15 protein-coding genes and 1 pseudogene are annotated in these 16,698 nt (G+C 69.9%); 9 read left to right on the top strand and 7 right to left on the bottom strand.

Features of this window, described 5'->3' with window-relative positions; translation table 11 throughout:
- Positions 1–16 precede the first annotated feature (16 nt).
- The 3 genes from groL to OG410_RS25300 all read left to right on the top strand — a co-directional run bounded on the left by groL (position 17) and on the right by OG410_RS25300 (position 2,522).
- Positions 17–1,642 (top strand): chaperonin GroEL, encoded by a 1,626-nt coding sequence (gene groL / locus OG410_RS25290; protein WP_329301256.1) that lies wholly within the window; start codon positions 17–19, stop codon positions 1,640–1,642.
- Between the two features lie 347 nt (positions 1,643–1,989).
- On the top strand, positions 1,990–2,268 hold the full coding sequence (locus OG410_RS25295; protein ID WP_329301257.1) for a type II toxin-antitoxin system Phd/YefM family antitoxin: 279 nt from the start codon (positions 1,990–1,992) through the stop codon (positions 2,266–2,268).
- Positions 2,265–2,522, top strand: coding sequence for a Txe/YoeB family addiction module toxin (locus OG410_RS25300; RefSeq protein ID WP_329301258.1), 258 nt, complete (start codon positions 2,265–2,267; stop codon positions 2,520–2,522). The genes OG410_RS25295 and OG410_RS25300 overlap by 4 nt, the downstream gene beginning before the upstream one ends.
- Before the next feature lie 78 nt (positions 2,523–2,600).
- Here OG410_RS25300 and OG410_RS25305 read toward each other — a convergent pair whose 3' ends face one another.
- From OG410_RS25305 to OG410_RS25320, 4 genes and pseudogenes are all read right to left on the bottom strand, one after another.
- Positions 2,601–3,128, bottom strand: coding sequence for a hypothetical protein (locus tag OG410_RS25305; RefSeq protein ID WP_329301259.1), 528 nt, complete (start codon positions 3,126–3,128; stop codon positions 2,601–2,603).
- A 499-nt stretch (positions 3,129–3,627) separates the two neighbouring features.
- Positions 3,628–3,921 (bottom strand): annotated as a pseudogene (locus tag OG410_RS25310) (ester cyclase); the annotation flags it as partial.
- Positions 3,922–4,119: 198 nt separating this feature from the next.
- The gene (locus OG410_RS25315) at positions 4,120–4,893 is read right to left on the bottom strand and encodes an SDR family NAD(P)-dependent oxidoreductase (protein ID WP_329301260.1); all 774 of its coding nucleotides are present in this window, start codon (positions 4,891–4,893) and stop codon (positions 4,120–4,122) included.
- A 174-nt stretch (positions 4,894–5,067) separates the two neighbouring features.
- Entirely contained in the window at positions 5,068–5,736 is a 669-nt protein-coding gene (locus tag OG410_RS25320) for an MOSC domain-containing protein (RefSeq protein ID WP_329301261.1), read from the bottom strand.
- A 79-nt stretch (positions 5,737–5,815) separates the two neighbouring features.
- On the opposite strand from OG410_RS25320, the gene OG410_RS25325 reads away from it, so the two are divergent.
- Positions 5,816–6,712, top strand: coding sequence for a LysR family transcriptional regulator (locus OG410_RS25325; RefSeq protein ID WP_329301262.1), 897 nt, complete (start codon positions 5,816–5,818; stop codon positions 6,710–6,712).
- Between the two features lie 247 nt (positions 6,713–6,959).
- Here OG410_RS25325 and OG410_RS25330 read toward each other — a convergent pair whose 3' ends face one another.
- Positions 6,960–7,289, bottom strand: coding sequence for a WhiB family transcriptional regulator (locus OG410_RS25330; RefSeq protein ID WP_328670972.1), 330 nt, complete (start codon positions 7,287–7,289; stop codon positions 6,960–6,962).
- Positions 7,290–7,678: 389 nt separating this feature from the next.
- On the opposite strand from OG410_RS25330, the gene OG410_RS25335 reads away from it, so the two are divergent.
- The 4 genes from OG410_RS25335 (at position 7,679) to OG410_RS25350 (ending at position 12,515) form a co-directional block, all read left to right on the top strand.
- The gene (locus OG410_RS25335; RefSeq protein ID WP_003948568.1) at positions 7,679–8,290 is read left to right on the top strand and encodes a response regulator transcription factor; all 612 of its coding nucleotides are present in this window, start codon (positions 7,679–7,681) and stop codon (positions 8,288–8,290) included.
- A gap of 432 nt (positions 8,291–8,722) precedes the next feature.
- On the top strand, positions 8,723–9,298 hold the full coding sequence (locus OG410_RS25340; protein ID WP_326785994.1) for a sigma-70 family RNA polymerase sigma factor: 576 nt from the start codon (positions 8,723–8,725) through the stop codon (positions 9,296–9,298).
- Between the two features lie 445 nt (positions 9,299–9,743).
- A complete protein-coding gene (guaB, locus tag OG410_RS25345) occupies positions 9,744–11,252 on the top strand; it encodes an IMP dehydrogenase (RefSeq protein WP_329301263.1) in 1,509 nt (502 codons plus the stop codon).
- A 138-nt stretch (positions 11,253–11,390) separates the two neighbouring features.
- Positions 11,391–12,515: a GuaB3 family IMP dehydrogenase-related protein gene (locus OG410_RS25350; protein ID WP_329301264.1), complete on the top strand. Its 1,125-nt coding sequence runs from the start codon at positions 11,391–11,393 to the stop codon at positions 12,513–12,515.
- A gap of 123 nt (positions 12,516–12,638) precedes the next feature.
- On the opposite strand, the gene OG410_RS25355 is transcribed toward OG410_RS25350, so the two are convergent.
- Entirely contained in the window at positions 12,639–13,238 is a 600-nt protein-coding gene (locus OG410_RS25355; protein ID WP_329301265.1) for a hypothetical protein, read from the bottom strand.
- Positions 13,239–13,389: 151 nt separating this feature from the next.
- Positions 13,390–14,598 (bottom strand): nucleotide sugar dehydrogenase, encoded by a 1,209-nt coding sequence (locus OG410_RS25360; RefSeq protein ID WP_329301266.1) that lies wholly within the window; start codon positions 14,596–14,598, stop codon positions 13,390–13,392.
- 270 nt (positions 14,599–14,868) lie between these two features.
- Between OG410_RS25360 and OG410_RS25365 the strand changes: the two genes are divergently transcribed.
- Positions 14,869–16,575, top strand: coding sequence for a glycerol-3-phosphate dehydrogenase/oxidase (locus OG410_RS25365; RefSeq protein ID WP_329301267.1), 1,707 nt, complete (start codon positions 14,869–14,871; stop codon positions 16,573–16,575).
- Positions 16,576–16,698 lie beyond the last annotated feature (123 nt).

Here is a 16,698-nt window from a genome sequence, read left to right on the forward strand (position 1 = left end):
GGGCTGAACCGCTCCCATGGCGAAGATCCTGAAGTTCGACGAGGACGCCCGTCGCGCCCTCGAGCGCGGCGTCAACAAGCTTGCCGACACGGTGAAGGTGACGATCGGCCCCAAGGGCCGCAACGTCGTCATCGACAAGAAGTTCGGCGCCCCCACCATCACCAACGACGGCGTGACCATCGCCCGTGAGGTCGAGGTCGAGGACCCGTTCGAGAACCTCGGCGCCCAGCTGGTGAAGGAGGTGGCGACCAAGACCAACGACATCGCGGGTGACGGTACGACCACCGCCACCGTGCTGGCCCAGGCGCTCGTGCGCGAGGGCCTGAAGAACGTCGCCGCGGGTGCCTCCCCGGCGCTGCTCAAGAAGGGCATCGACGCCGCGGTCAAGGCCGTCTCCGAGGAGCTCCTCGCGACGGCCCGCCCGATCGACGACAAGTCCGACATCGCCGCCGTGGCCGGTCTCTCCGCGCAGGACAGCCAGGTCGGCGAGCTCATCGCCGAGGCGATGGACAAGGTCGGCAAGGACGGTGTCATCACCGTCGAGGAGTCCAACACCTTCGGTCTGGAGCTGGACTTCACCGAGGGCATGGCCTTCGACAAGGGCTACCTGTCCCCGTACATGGTGTCCGACCAGGAGCGTATGGAGGCCGTCCTCGACGACCCGTACATCCTCATCCACCAGGGCAAGATCAGCTCCATCCAGGACCTGCTGCCGCTGCTGGAGAAGGTCATCCAGGCGAACGCCTCCAAGCCGCTGCTGATCATCGCCGAGGACGTCGAGGGCGAGGCCCTGTCGACCCTGGTCGTGAACAAGATCCGCGGCACGTTCAACGCCGTCGCCGTGAAGGCCCCCGGCTTCGGTGACCGCCGCAAGGCCATGCTCGGCGACATCGCCACCCTCACCGGTGGTCAGGTCATCGCCGAGGAGGTCGGCCTCAAGCTCGACCAGGTCGGCCTGGACGTGCTCGGCAGCGCCCGCCGCGTGACCGTCACCAAGGACGACACCACCATCGTCGACGGTGCCGGCAGCTCCGACGAGGTCGTCGGCCGCGTCAACCAGATCAAGGCCGAGATCGAGAACACCGACTCCGACTGGGACCGCGAGAAGCTCCAGGAGCGCCTCGCGAAGCTGGCCGGCGGCGTGTGCGTGATCAAGGTCGGCGCCGCCACCGAGGTGGAGCTCAAGGAGAAGAAGCACCGTCTGGAGGACGCCATCTCCGCGACCCGCGCCGCGGTCGAGGAGGGCATCGTCTCCGGTGGTGGCTCCGCGCTCGTCCACGCCGTCAAGGTCCTCGAGGGCAACCTCGGCAAGACCGGCGACGAGGCCACGGGTGTCGCGGTCGTGCGCCGCGCCGCCGTCGAGCCGCTGCGCTGGATCGCCGAGAACTCCGGCCTGGAGGGCTACGTCATCACCTCCAAGGTCGCCGAGCTCGACAAGGGCCAGGGCTTCAACGCCGCCACCGGCGAGTACGGCGACCTGGTCAAGGCCGGCGTCATCGACCCGGTCAAGGTCACCCGCTCCGCCCTGGAGAACGCCGCCTCCATCGCCTCCCTGCTCCTGACGACCGAGACCCTGGTCGTCGAGAAGCCGGCCGAGGACGAGGGTGACGCCGGCCACGGCGGTCACGGGCACTCCCACTGACGCACGCCGGGAGACCGGTAGGCCGGAGCCGGCACTGAATCCCCGGACAGGGACACCGTGCTGAATCGGGCCGCGTCGCTTCGCCCCGCCGTTCCCACGGCGGGGCGAAGTGCTGTCCGGCGGGCGCGCCGACGCGTCTTCGACGTCAGGAACGTCTTGCCGGGTCACGCGGGGGTGCCTTCCGGGAACTGCTGCCGCAGGAGTTCCCCGTCGAGACGGACCGGCATACGGGTGGGACACGGGCGGCGGCATCAGCGGGCACACACCGGCACTTTGGACTGGTACAGGATCCTTGTACCAGTAGAGTGGTACCGTAATTCTGTACCATTTCTTGGGAGGATGAGTCCATGGCCATCACCGCCAGCGAGGCCCGAGCCAGACTGTTCCCGCTCATCCAGCAGGTCAACGACGATCACGAACCGGTCGAGATCACTTCCAAGGGCGGCAACGCCATACTGATGTCGGCTGACGACTTCCGCTCCTGGCAGGAGACCATCTACCTGCTCCGCAGCCCTGCCAACGCCGCCCGCCTCATGGCGGCCGTCGCCGAGGACAAGGCCGCCGAGACACCGTTGATCACCAGGCCCATCGACGAGCTGACGGCCATGGCGGAGGACGGGGAGTGAGGGACGTACGGTTCCGTCCCACCGGATGGGAGGACCTCCTCTACTGGCAGTCCGCCGACAAGAAGCTGTTCGGCAAGCTGGTCCGCCTGATCCGGGAGATCCAGCGCGACCCCTTCACGGGGATCGGCAAGCCCGAGCCGCTGAAGGGTGACCTGTCGGGTTACTGGTCACGCCGGATCGACGACGAACACCGGCTGGTCTACCGGGCCACCGAGAAGGAAATCGTGATCATCAAGGCTCGCTACCACTACTGAGTGACCATCACGCAGAGGCCTGTGCGGGCTGCGGGCCGCACTGTTCGGCCATTCCGGTCGCCTCGTCGGCGGTGTTAATCAAATTTGGTGTCCCTTCCGGTGGTGGGTCACCGCGAGCGTGACCAGGCACACGGCGATCAGCCCGAAACCGATGAGGAACGCGGGTGTGATCCAGGGGGAGACGAGGTCCTCGGTCCGTCCGTCGTTCCAGTGACAGGTCGCGCGCGGAGGCAGGAACCGGTCTTCGTACCAGTCCCATTCCTCCGTGACCGGCGCGGACGGCGCGCACATACGTGCCGGATCGGCCAGCAGCACCTCCGCCTCGCCCAGAAGGAACGAGGGAACACCGACGATCGCGCATCCGAGGATGATGTTCAGGGGGCGTGACGTCCCGGAGGATCTGAGGCACACCAGACCCAGGCCCACGAGGACCACGACGACGGTCCAGCTCGGCACGGAGGACTCCTGACGGAACGAACGTTGCTGGTTGGCGAGGTACTTCGCCCGGTTGCGGCCCTCCAGGTCCGCACGCGAGGCGAGGACATTCGCGAATCCCCGGCAGTATTCCCTGAGTTCCTCCGGCGGGAAAAGATCGGGAAGGATCACGCCTTCCTCCGCCGTGCTGAGCACGAGCTGGGCCCGGCCCGCCGCGATGAGGTCCCGCCAGACCGGCTTGTGCGTGATCCTCCCGGTACGCGGCCTTCGCTTCCGTACTCGCCTCCTTGCCGAGGTGCCCGATGCGCATCAGATGGCCCGCCACGCGGTGAGCGCTCACCGTCCGATCCCGATCCGCCCTGCCGGACCAAGTGAAGTGGAGAGGCGGTCTGCCATGCCGACCCGCAAGTCGGCCAACACGACCTGACAGCATGGTGACTGGGCAGTCCCGTACCAGCCGGCCGATTGCAGGTGGGCTTCGAGCACGAAGGGCCTACCGCCGCAGAAGCCCCCGCTCCCGGCATCCGGGATCGGAGGCTTCGCTCCTGGCGGATCTGTGGAATCCGGGGGATCAGCCCTTCAGAGCGGCCGAGAGGGTCATCGGAGCCACCCGGCCGTACGGTCATCAGCCCCCGACGCTCCTGCAGAACCGGCGGATGCCCCAGGCTCAGAGCCGGTCGTCGCGCACCACGTCCAGGTCCGTGAAGGTCGGCATCCCGTCGCAGAGCGCCACCATCTCCTGGAAGATCTGCTCGGTCTCCGGCATCTTCGAGTTCTTCATCGCTTCCTCGTACGACGGGAACTCCACGATCTCCACGAAGTGGTTCGCGTCGGAGCGGTCCTTGCCGATGACTCCACGCGTCGCGGTCCGTTTGCCGTTGGTCTTCTCGACCCAGGTGTCCATCAGCTGGTTCATCTCGTCGAACCGACTGGTTCTGCCCTCAATCAGCTGTACGAAAGTCATGGCGCCGCCTCCGGCTCTCGCTCCGGTCGAATCATCTCAATCCTCCCACCGGAGGGGCGGCACCACCCACTGCACGATCATCGCGAGCGCCCGTCCCGAGCCTCCCGAGCCTCCTGCGGCCCACTCGATCCGCTCTGCCAGGGCCTCGCGTCACCGGGGCCTCGCGTCACCGGGCCCCCACGTCACCGGGGCCTCGCTTCACTGAGGTCCGTACTTCCGCCCGGTCTTCGACGAGATCCCGCCCAGCAGCGCACGCGGCGTCACCTTCACCACGCCCATCAGCACCTTGTAGCGCGGGTCCGGGATCGACAGGGTCCTTCCGCGGGCCAGATCGGCGAGGGCCGCCGCGACCAGCTTGTCGGCGTCCAGCCACATCCAGTTCGGGATGTTGTCCGTGCCCATGCCGGCCCGCTCGTGGAACTCGGTGCGCACGAAGCCCGGAGCCAGCGCCATCAGCCGCACCCCGCTGCCCGCGAGGTCCTTCGCCGCGCCCTGCGTGAACTGCACGACCCACGCCTTCGACGCCCCGTACGTACCCCGCGGCACGAACGCCGCGACCGACGCCACGTTGACGACGCCGCCCCGGCCGCGCTCCCGCATTGCCTCGGTCGCCGCCGACGTCAGCCGGAGCACCGCCTCGCAGTGCACCTTGAGCATCTTCAGCTCGTCCGCCATCGACACGTCCAGATAGCGGCCCTTGTTGCCGAAGCCGGCGTTGTTGACCAGCAGGTCGACCGGGCTCTTGCGGTCGGACAGACGGGCGGCGACCTCCTCGATGCCCTCGTCCGTCGCCAGGTCCGCGGTGAGCACCTCCGCCTCGATGCCGTGCCGGTCGTGCAGCTCGGTCGCCTGCTCGCGCAGCCGCTTCGTGTCCCGCGCCACCAGCACGAGGTTGTGCCCGTCCGCCGCGAGCCGCCGCGCGAAGGCGGCACCGATCCCCGCGGTCGATCCCGTAATCAGAGCCGTTGTCATGGCGCAAGGGTAGTGACCGGCCGCGCCCCCCGCCCCCGGTGCAGCAGACCGCGGGCGCCCCCGGTGCAGCCGGCCGCCCGCCCGCGCTCCGTACGTGCCTCGCACCAGGCCCCACTTACGCGAGCACACCGTGAACACGGCACGGACATCGCCGCCGACGGTGCCCGAGCCGCCCTATCCGCCGTACTTCGCCACGTACTCCCGCGCGTCCGCCAGCGACTCCGGGTGCAGGGCCTCGCCCGCCGCCAACAGCCTCGGCAGCAGCGTCCGTTCGGTCGTCGAGGCGCGGAACTGGACGGCGACGGTGACATCGTGGCCGGGCCGGTGCACGATCTCGACCGGGTCCCCGGAGCGGATCTCGCCGGGCTCGATCACCCGCAGATACGCGCCCGGCGCACCCCGGTGCGTGAACCGTCTGACCCAGCCCTTCTCACCGAGGTGCTCCTGGAAGGTGCGGCACGGGATGCGCCCGCAGGTGACCTCCAGGACGAGGCCGGAACCCATCCGCCAGCGCTCACCGATCAGCGCGCCGGACACGTCGAGCCCCAGCGTCGTGAGGTTCTCGCCGAACCCGCCGTTCGGCAGCGTCCGGCCCAGCTCACGCTCCCAGTCGTCGAGGTCCTCGCGCGCCACCGCGTACACCGCCTGGTCGTCACCGCCGTGATGGCGCAGGTGGCACACGGTGTCCCCGGCCAGCCCGCTTCCGCCGGTCCCCTTGAGCCCCGGCGCCGTCACGCGGACGGGACCGTCGACCGGCCGCTTGTCGATGCCGGTCACCCCCTCCGGCTGGTCCGTGTACGCGACGGCCCGTGCCCGGCCCAGGTTCACTGACAGAAGCTTCATGCCATCAAGCTAGGCGATACAGGTCAAAGCGTCGACGTGATATTCGGCGCCGCACCCAAGACACGCTTATGCTCCAAGGATGATCGAGGCTCGTCATCTCCGCGTTCTGCGCGCCGTCGCCACCACCGGATCCTTCTCGGCGGCAGGCCGTGAGCTGGGCTGCACCCAGCCCGCCGTCAGCCAGCAGATGAAGGCCCTGGAGTCCTCCGTGGGCACCCCGCTGCTCGTCAGGACGGGCCGCGAGATGCGCCTCACCCAGGCGGGTGAGGCTCTGGTCAAGCACGCGGCGAGCATCCTGGCCGGCCTCACGGCGGCGGAGGAGGAGGTCGCCGCGATCGCCGGGCTGCGGGCGGGCCGCGTCCGGCTGGTCTCCTTCCCCAGCGGCAGTTCCACCCTCGTTCCCACGGCCCTCGCCGCGCTGCGCGCGGCACACCCGGGCACCCGTGTCTCCCTGGAGGAGGCCGAACCGCCCGAGTCCGTCGAGAAGCTCAGGGCCGGTGACTGCGACATCGCGCTCGCCTTCCGCTACGAGAGCGCTCCGGGCGCCGAGGAATGGGACGACCTCGTCGTACGGCCCCTGCTGATGGACCGGCTTGTCGGCCTGGTGCCCGAGCGCCACCCGCTCGCGCGCGCGGAGTCCGTCGCGATCGGCGAGTTCGCCAATGAGTCGTGGATCGCGGGCTGCCCGCGCTGCCGCGGCCAGCTCGTCGAGGTCTGCCGCGGTGCCGGTTTCGAGCCCCGCATCGACTTCGCCACCGACGACTATCCGGCGGTGGTGGGGCTCGTGGGCGCGGGACTCGGCGTCGCCGTCCTGCCGGAACTCGCGATCGAGTCCGTACGTCCGAAGGGGGCCCGGACCGTGACGGTGGAGCCCGCGGTGCGCCGCGAGATCGTCGCCCTCACCCTCCCCGACCTCGCCGAGGTGCCGGCGGTGGCCGCGACGCTGGACCGGCTGGCGCAGGCGGCGGCCCGCTAGCGGTCTGCCCGCCGGGGAGCCGGGCCGTCACGGACGGGCTCAACTCCTCCGGTGTTTCCCCGCGCGTCCGGTGTTTCCCCGCGCGTCCGGTGTTTCCCCGCACGTCCTGTGTTCCCCGCACGCGTCGTGCGCGTCTCCTCGTACGCGTCGTACGCGCCTCCGGTTCGTGCGCACAGGCCTGCGTACCCCCGTACCTCCGACCTGTACGTACGCAACTTGTACGCACCTTCAGAGCAGAAACGTTCCTTCAGGTGTTCGAGGCGGAAGCGTTTCCTGTGGCCGCCGCCGAGACCAGTCGGTTGCGTGCCCGTCCCATGAGCTCTTCACGCTCGTCCTCGGTCAGTCCGCCCCATACGCCGTACGGTTCGCGCACCGCGAGCGCGTGTGCCGCGCACTCCGCGCGTACCGGGCATCTCATGCAGACCTCTTTGGCCGAGTTCTCACGAGCGCTCCGTGCCGCACCACGCTCGCCCTCCGGGTGGAAGAAGAGCGAGCTGTCGACCCCTCGGCAGGCCGCGAGGAGCTGCCAGTCCCAGAGGTCCGCGTTCGGACCGGGAAGGCGGGAGAAATCTGCCATTGCGTGTCCCCTTGCTGCCGTTCTGGGCTGCTCTGTGCCCACCGACCGTACATCTACGATCTAAGGAGATGAAAATATGACTCATTGCGAATCTAGTCTCAGACACCAGCAAATGGGAAGAAAACAGGCTGAATGGGGCATGGGTTGTGATGAAACGTTGAGGGTCGGCGCGCATGTCTCCAACGTGTCTGCGCCCTCACGTACAGTGCCGATGACGGCCGGCTGCCCCGTAACTCTTTCGAGTGACCATCGTTGAGATGGCTGAGGCGGTTGAAGGAACAAGCGCTCGGGTAGGCGGTCATATCCGCCTGCGAGTGTCGACCGCACAGGTGACGATTCGTAACAGCCTGGAGGCTCAAGGTGACGCGCATCAGCTGCGGAGGACGGTCATGACATCCGTCCTCGTCTGCGACGACTCCCCGCTTGCCCGAGAGGCGCTCCGCCGTGCGGTCGCGACCGTGCCCGGTGTCGAGCGCGTGACGACGGCGGCCAACGGCGAGGAAGTCCTCCGCCGCTGGGGAGCCGACCGTTCGGATTTGATTCTGATGGACGTACGTATGCCCGGATTGGGCGGCGTGGAGACGGTCAGGCGGCTGCTGTCCGCCGACCCCGGTGCGCGCATCATCATGCTCACCGTGGCCGAGGACCTGGACGGTGTGGCGCTCGCCGTCGCCGCCGGCGCCCGCGGCTATCTCCACAAGGATGCCTCGCGTGCGGAACTGCGCGCCACGGTGACCCAGGCGCTCGCCGACCCGACGTGGCGGCTCGCGCCGCGCAGACTGCGTTCGGCGGAGATGGGCGCCGCGCCCACGCTCACCGCGCGGGAGATCCAGGTGCTCGAAGGAATGAGCCACGGACGCTCCAACGCGGAGATCGGCCGTGAGCTGTTCCTCTCCGAGGACACGGTCAAGACCCACGCACGGCGGCTCTTCAAGAAGCTCGGCGCCTCGGACCGGGCGCACGCGGTCGCGCTCGGATTCCGGTGGGGCCTGGTTCGCTGAGGGGTGGCCCGTGGTCCGGGGTGGATCGGCGCGTGCCGTCCGACGCGCCGCGTCGCACGGCAAAGGGCCGTCCTCGTACGAGGCGTGTCCGCGCGGTCCGGCGACGCGGCGAGGTGTGTTCGCTGCCGTCGCGCGCCCGCCGGGGACCACGGGAGAGCCCTTGGGCGAACCGCCTCGCGGGTACGACGGCAGTAGTCCCTGCCCGCCGGACGGCGGGCAGGGCCGGTGCCTCGGAGAGAGCCTCCTCGGTGTCCGGACTCCGTTTCCCGGCGGATGCCGCATCCTTGAGGTGTGGAGTTCCTTGGGGACAAGTCGGTCGAGCGGGAGGGGAGGGCGCAGGAGATGAGTTCCGGCGCACCTGCTCATAACGCTTCGGTGCACAACTATGGACGCGGTGCCACGGACAGGACGACGTCGAGGCACCATGGACCGATGCGTGAAGACGAGACGACGGGGATCGGTGCGCTCGTCCTTCGCGCGGTCGACGGCGACGAACAGGCCACGCACGACCTGCTCGCCCACGTACACCCGCTCGCGCTGCGTTACTGCCGCGCCCGTCTGTCCCGGCTCCCGGGGGACGCGCGGCACTTCGTGGAGGACCTGGCGCAGGAGGTCTGTGTCGCGGTGCTCCTCGCGCTGCCGCGCTACAAGGACACCGGGCGCCCGTTCGAGGCGTTTGTGTTCGCGATCGCCGCGCACAAGGTCGCCGACCTCCAGCGTGCCGCGATGCGCCATCCGGGGTCCACGGTCGTCCCGTCCGACGAGATGCCGGAGCGGCCCGACGACTCCCTCGGTCCCGAGGAGCGCGCGCTGCTCAGCAGTGACGCCGAATGGGCGAAGAAACTCATGGCCAACCTCCCCGAGAACCAGCGCGAGCTGCTCCTTCTGCGCATCGCGGTGGGCCTCACGGCGGAGGAGACCGGCCAGATGCTGGGCATGTCACCGGGTGCCGTCCGGGTGGCCCAGCACCGTGCGCTCAGCCGGCTGCGGGCGCTGGCGGAGCAGTAGGGATCCGGGTCCGGCCACGGTGACGCCGTGGCCGGGGTGGCGCGGTCCCGCCGTGTCCGTCGCGCCCGCCGCGTATCTGCCGGCGGGACACGTTCCGGTGATACCGGTCACCGCGGACAGCCGGCGCCCCGTGCGGCGGAGCCCTTTTCCTCCGCAAATTGCAGGCAAAAGGTGGCGGGTCCCGGCGGGCGTCGATCCGGCCGGCCGGGACGGCTCCGTGCCGCCCTTCGCGGGCGGGGCGGGGTGCCGGCCGGCGTCAGCCCACCCCGGCTGGGCTGCCCGAGCGGGCTCCGGGCCCTTCTCCGGGCACGGGTCTGAACGGGAGTGACCGTCATCCCGTACGAACATACGAAGCCGAAGCCCACCCTCAACCGTGGAATGAGAGAGCCATGCTTCCCGTTAGCATGGACATCCGCACCGATCAAGGCCATTTGGGGAAGGTGTCATGACTGCCAACGTCGACGGAGTGCCCGCCAAATTCGCGACACTCGGGCTGACCTACGACGACGTGCTGCTGCTGCCGGGCTCGTCGGACATGGCGCCCGACCAGATCGACACCGCCTCGCACATCTCGAAGAACGTTCGGGTCAACATCCCGCTGCTCTCCGCAGCCATGGACAAGGTCACCGAATCGCGTATGGCGATCGCGATGGCCCGTCAGGGCGGCGTCGGTGTTCTGCACCGCAACCTGTCCATCGAGGACCAGGCCAACCAGGTCGACCTGGTGAAGCGCTCCGAGTCCGGCATGGTGACCGACCCGATCACCGTGCACCCGGACGCCACGCTCGGCGAGGCCGACGCGATCTGTGCCAAGTTCCGGATCTCCGGTGTGCCGGTCACGGACGGCGGAGGCAAGCTGCTCGGCATCGTCACCAACCGCGACATGGCCTTCGAGACCGACCGCTCGCGCCAGGTGCGCGAGGTCATGACGCCGATGCCGCTGGTCACCGGCAAGGTCGGCATCTCGGGTGCCGACGCGATGCAGCTGCTGCGCCGCCACAAGATCGAGAAGCTTCCGCTGGTCGACGACGCGGGCGTCCTCAAGGGCCTCATCACCGTCAAGGACTTCGTCAAGGCGGAGAAGTACCCGAACGCGGCCAAGGACGGCGAGGGCCGTCTGCTGGTCGGCGCGGCTGTCGGTGTCGCCGGTGACGCCTTCGAGCGGGCCCAGGCCCTGATCGAGGCCGGCGTCGACTTCATCGTCGTCGACACCGCGCACGGCCACTCCCGTCTGGTCGGCGACATGGTCGCCAAGATCAAGTCGAACTCCTCGGGCGTCGACGTCATCGGCGGCAACATCGCCACCCGTGACGGCGCGCAGGCCCTCATCGACGCGGGCGTCGACGGCATCAAGGTCGGTGTCGGCCCCGGTTCCATCTGCACCACCCGCGTCGTCGCCGGTATCGGCGTACCGCAGGTGACGGCCATCTACGAGGCGTCGCTCGCCGCCAAGGCGGCCGGCGTCCCGGTCATCGGCGACGGTGGCCTCCAGTACTCCGGCGACATCGCCAAGGCCCTGGTCGCGGGCGCCGACACGGTGATGCTCGGCTCGCTGCTCGCGGGCTGCGAGGAGTCCCCGGGCGAGCTGATGTTCATCAACGGCAAGCAGTTCAAGTCGTACCGCGGCATGGGCTCCCTGGGCGCCATGCAGTCCCGTGGCGAGCAGCGCTCCTTCTCCAAGGACCGCTACTTCCAGGAGGGTGTCGCCTCCGACGAGAAGCTCGTCCCCGAGGGCATCGAGGGCCAGGTGCCCTACCGCGGCCCGCTCTCCGCGGTCGTCCACCAACTGGTCGGCGGTCTGCGCCAGTCGATGTTCTACGTCGGCGGCCGTACGGTGCCCGAGCTCCAGGACCGCGGCCGGTTCGTGCGTATCACCTCGGCGGGCCTCAAGGAGAGCCACCCGCACGACATCCAGATGACGGTCGAGGCGCCGAACTACAGCCGCCTCAAGTAGTCGTCCGTACAGCTGAACGGTCTTCCACACGCGCGTCGAGACCCGCCACGAGGGCGGCCCCGGAGTTTCCGGGGCCGCCCTTGTCGTGGGCGTCGGGGATACTGGGAGGCGCAGAAGCGAAGAGGGAAAGGCCACAACGTGACTGAGATCGAGATCGGGCGCGGCAAGCGCGGCCGCCGGGCGTACGCCTTCGACGACATCGCCGTCGTCCCGAGCCGCCGTACGCGGGACCCGAAGGAGGTCTCGATCGCCTGGCAGATCGACGCGTACCGCTTCGAGCTGCCCTTCCTGGCCGCCCCCATGGACTCGGTCGTCTCCCCGGCCACCGCGATCCGTATCGGCGAGCTGGGCGGCCTGGGCGTCCTGAACCTGGAAGGCCTCTGGACGCGGTACGACGACCCGCAGCCGCTGCTGGACGAGATCGCCGGTATGGACTCGGAGACCGCGACCCGCCGTCTCCAGGAGATCTACGCGGCTCCCATCAAGGAGGAGCTGATCGGGCAGCGCATAAAGGAGGTGCGCGACTCGGGAGTCGTCACCGCCGCCGCCCTCTCCCCGCAGCGCACGGCGCAGTTCTCCAAGGCCGTCGTCGACGCGGGTGTGGACATCTTCGTCATCCGCGGTACGACGGTGTCGGCCGAGCACGTCTCCGGTGCCGCCGAGCCGCTGAACCTGAAGCAGTTCATCTACGAGCTCGACGTCCCGGTGATCGTCGGCGGCTGTGCCACGTACACCGCGGCGCTGCACCTGATGCGCACCGGCGCGGCAGGTGTCCTGGTCGGTTTCGGCGGCGGTGCCGCGCACACCACGCGCAACGTGCTGGGCATCCAGGTCCCGATGGCCACCGCCGTCGCGGACGTCGCCGCGGCCCGCCGCGACTACATGGACGAGTCCGGCGGCCGGTACGTGCACGTCATCGCCGACGGCGGTGTGGGCTGGTCCGGCGACCTCCCCAAGGCCATCGCCTGCGGCGCCGACTCCGTGATGATGGGCTCCCCGCTCGCGCGCGCCACCGACGCGCCCGGCCGCGGCAACCACTGGGGCATGGAGGCGGTGAACGAGGAGCTGCCGCGCGGCAAGAAGGTCGACCTCGGCACCGTCGGCACGATCGAGGAGATCCTCACCGGTCCGTCGCACATCCCGGACGGCTCGATGAACATCTTCGGCGCCCTCCGCCGCGCCATGGCCACGACCGGCTACAGCGAGCTCAAGGAGTTCCAGCGCGTCGAGGTGACGGTCGCGGACTCGCAGCACAAGCGGTAGCCACCACGGCTTCACCAGCGCTCACGTCTGTACGTGAGAAGGGCCCCACCGAGTCGGTGGGGCCCTTCTCACGTGTTCGGGTCCTGCCGGCCGTTCATGAGCGGGAACAGCCGGACCGGTATCTCAGTGGCTGTGCCCGGTCTTGCGGGCGCTCTGGAACGCCACGTAGGCCGCGATCGCGAAGAAGACGAAGGTCAGCGGGTCGGACCCGTCCTTCCATGCCTGCTGGACCACGTCGAAGTGGTCGAAGAAGATCGTGCTGAAGCCGAGGCCGGTTTCGTCGGCGCCGATCATGGCCGTGCCGATGAGCTGACCGAGGTAGATCCCGGCGACGGAGACGATCACGCTGACGACCGGGAGCGTCTGGTTGCGGCCGCCGATGCGGCCCGCGGCGATGCCGACGAGGAAGCCGACACCGACGGCGGCGTAGCCGATCTCGTGCTTGGTGAGGCCGATGATCAGGCCGTACAGGATCGCGGAGACCACACCGGCGCCGATGGCGGCGACGACGCCGAGCGCGAAGTTGCCCTGCGCCGGGGCGGCCGGGGCGACGGGCGCGACCGGGAAGCCCGGCTGGGGCGCGCCCTGCGGGAAGGCCTGCTGCGGGACGGGCGGCTGGTCGGTCGGCGCGGCGGGCGCGGCGGCAGCGGCGGGCGCGGGCGCGTCCGTGGCGTACGGGTTGTTGTCGACCGGTGGTCCGGACGGCGGCGTGGACTGGCTCATGTGGTTCCCCCCAGGGATGCGGGCGCACTGTCGGTGTGCGCGTGGAGTGTCGCCGCACACCTGTCGGCGCCCGGGGCATGGGCGCACGCGTGTGCGAGAGCTGCCGCAGATTAGCAGGGGGGAGTGACAATCGGTGAGGTAATTCCCCGGCTCAGAGCCGGTGTGCCGCTCCCGTCGGGGTCGCCCCCCTTGTGTCCAGGAGAAGTTGGGCTTTCACCGACAGGCCTTGCAGGTCGTAGGTGCGGTGCTGCTGGAGCAGGATCGTCAGGTCGGCGTCGGCCGCGGCCTCGTAGAGGGAGTCCGCGCGCGGTACGGGCCGCCCGAGGACGCTCCAGGCCGGCACGTGCGGGTCGTGATAGCTGACGGCCGCGCCGAGTTCCATCAGCCGTACGGCGATCTCGTGGGCGGGGGAGCCCTGTTGGTCGGCGATGTCGGCCTTGTAGGTGACGCCGAGGAGGAGCACCCGCGCGGCCCGGGCGGACTTCCCGTGCTCGTTGAGCAGCGCGGCGGCGCGCTGGATGACGTACTGGGGCATGTGGTTGTTGACCTGCCGGGCCAGTTCGACCATCCGCAGCGGGCGTCCGGAGGGGCCGCCGAGGTCCTGGGCGATCCCGTGGCCGCCGACTCCCGGGCCGGGCCGGAACGCCTGGAACCCGAACGGCTTGGTCTCCGCGCAGCGGATGACGTCCCACAGGTCGACGCCCAGGTCGTGGCAGAGCACGGCCATCTCGTTGACGAGCGCGATGTTGACGTGCCGGAAGTTGGTCTCCAGGACCTGCACGGTCTCCGCCTCGCGGGGGCCCCGCGCGCGGACGACCTTGTCGGTGAGCCGGCCGTAGAACGCGGCTGCCGACTCGGTGCACGCGGGGGTGAGACCGCCGATGACCTTCGGTGTCCCGGCGGGGGTGACGTCGCGGTTGCCGGGGTCGACCCGGCTGGGTGAGTACGCGAGGTGGAAATCGCGCCCGGCGCGCAGCCCGGAACCGGTTTCGAGGAGCGGGCGGAGGAACGCCTCGGTGGTGCCGGGGTGCACGGGTGATTCCAGGATGACCGTGGTGTGCGGGCGCAGCCGTGCGGCCAGGGCGCGGGCCGCCGACTCCACCTGGCCGAGGTCCAGGGCGCCGTCCGCGCCCCGTGGGGTCGGTGCGCAGATGACGGCGGTGCGGACACGGCCCAGCTCGGCCGGGTTCGTGGCCGGCCGGAAGCCGCCCGCGAGCATCCGGCGCAGCTCCGCGGGGGTGAGGGAGCCGCCTTCCGGCCCGGTTCTGTAGCCGAGGGTGGAGATGCCGGCGGCGACGGCGGCCTGGGCCAGGGGCAGGCCTAGGTGACCGAGTCCGATGACGGCGAGGTCTGCGGGCATGGAGTGGGCCGTCCTTCCCAGTAACCGATGTGGGACAGGTGCGCAAGCCCTGTGGACAGGACGGGCGAGAGCAATGTCAGACTAGGAGTAAATATGACCGATTTGCGGGATTGATCGATCAAGATTCCTTGCGCGTCGCCCAGAGTTGTCCACAGGCCGAGGACGGACGGTGGCCGATGAGGGGAGAGACGGTCAGACTTTGGGCAGGGGGGATGTGAGCCGGGCGTCGCCGGACGGTGCGGCCAGCGCGACCTACAGCGGGAGGCAGCGGTGAGGACAGCGACACTGGGGCCGGCGGAGCGCGCCGAGTCACTGGCGGGAATGGCCGAGCGTGAGCTGGACGTGCTGGTCGTGGGCGCGGGCGTGGTCGGCGCGGGCACCGCGCTGGACGCCGCGACGCGCGGTCTGTCCACCGGCCTGGTCGAGGCGCGTGACTGGGCGTCGGGCACGTCGAGCAGATCCAGCAAGCTGATCCACGGCGGCCTGCGGTATCTGGAGATGCTCGACTTCGCGCTCGTCCGCGAGGCGCTGAAGGAGCGCGGCCTGCTCCTCGAGCGGCTCGCGCCGCACCTGGTCAAGCCGGTCCCGTTCCTCTACCCCCTCCAGCACAAGGGCTGGGAGCGGCTGTACGCGGGCTCCGGCGTCGCGTTGTACGACGCCATGTCGATGGCCCGCGGTCACGGCCGCGGCCTGCCCCCGCATCGCCATCTGAGCCGCCGCCACGCCCTGCGCGTCGCACCGGCGCTGAAGAGGGACGCGCTGATCGGCGCCCTGCAGTACTACGACGCCCAGATGGACGACGCCCGCTATGTGGCGACCCTGGTGCGCACGGCCGCTTCGTACGGTGCGAAGGTCGCCAACCGTGCGCGGGTCGCCGGATTCCTGCGCGAGGGCGAGCGGGTGGTCGGGGCCAGGGTGCGCGACGTCGAGGGCGGCGGCGAGTACGAGGTCCGCGCCCGCCAGATCGTCAACGCCACCGGCGTGTGGACCGACGACACCCAGGCCATGGTCGGGGAGCGGGGCCAGTTCCACGTCCGGGCGTCCAAGGGCATCCATCTGGTCGTGCCGAAGGACCGGATCCACTCCTCGACGGGCCTGATCCTGCGCACCGAGAAGTCCGTGCTGTTCGTGATCCCCTGGGGCCGCCACTGGATCATCGGCACCACCGACACCGACTGGGACCTGGACAAGGCGCATCCGGCCGCGTCCAGCGCGGACATCGACTATCTGCTGGAGCATGTGAACTCGGTGCTCTCCGTGCCGCTCACCCGTGACGACGTCGAGGGGGTGTACGCGGGGCTGCGGCCGCTGCTGGCCGGGGAGTCGGACGCCACCAGCAAGCTGTCGCGCGAGCACACCGTGGCCCACCCGGTGCCCGGACTCGTGGTCGTGGCCGGCGGCAAGTACACGACCTACCGGGTGATGGCCAAGGACGCGGTCGACGCGGCGGTGCACGGCCTCGACCAGCGGGTCGCCGAATGCGTCACCGAGGACACCCCGCTGCTCGGCGCCGAGGGGTACCGGGCGCTGTGGAACGCGCGAGCGCGGATCGCGGCGCGCACCGGCATCCATGTGGCGCGTGTGGAGCATCTGTTGAACCGGTACGGGGCGCTCGCCGAGGAGCTCCTCGACCTCATCGCGGCGGACCCGTCCCTCGGCGCTCCCCTGCTGGCCGCCGAGGACTACCTCCGGGCCGAGATCGTCTACGCCGCCTCGCACGAGGGCGCCCGTCACCTGGACGACGTCCTGACCCGGCGTACCCGCATCTCCATCGAGACCTTCGACCGGGGCACCCGCAGCGCCCGTGAGGCCGCCGAGTTGATGGCCCCGGTCCTCGGCTGGGACAAGGACCAGATCGAGCGCGAGGTGGAGCACTACGAGAAGCGGGTCGAGGCCGAACGGGAGTCCCAGCGCCAGCCGGACGACCTGACGGCGGACGCGGCCCGGCTGGGAGCGCCGGACATCGTGCCGTTCTGACCGCCGCTTCCCGCCCATCTCCTTCGAACGGGTGCCGTGAGCCGGGCTCTTGAGGTGCCGCCAAGAACCGTGGCACCGCGTGGACCTGCCGGTCGAGCGACTGTCCCCGGTGGAACCGCAAAC

Source organism: Streptomyces sp. NBC_00659 (assembly GCF_036226925.1).
In the GTDB taxonomy this organism is placed as follows: Bacteria; Actinomycetota; Actinomycetes; order Streptomycetales; family Streptomycetaceae; genus Streptomyces.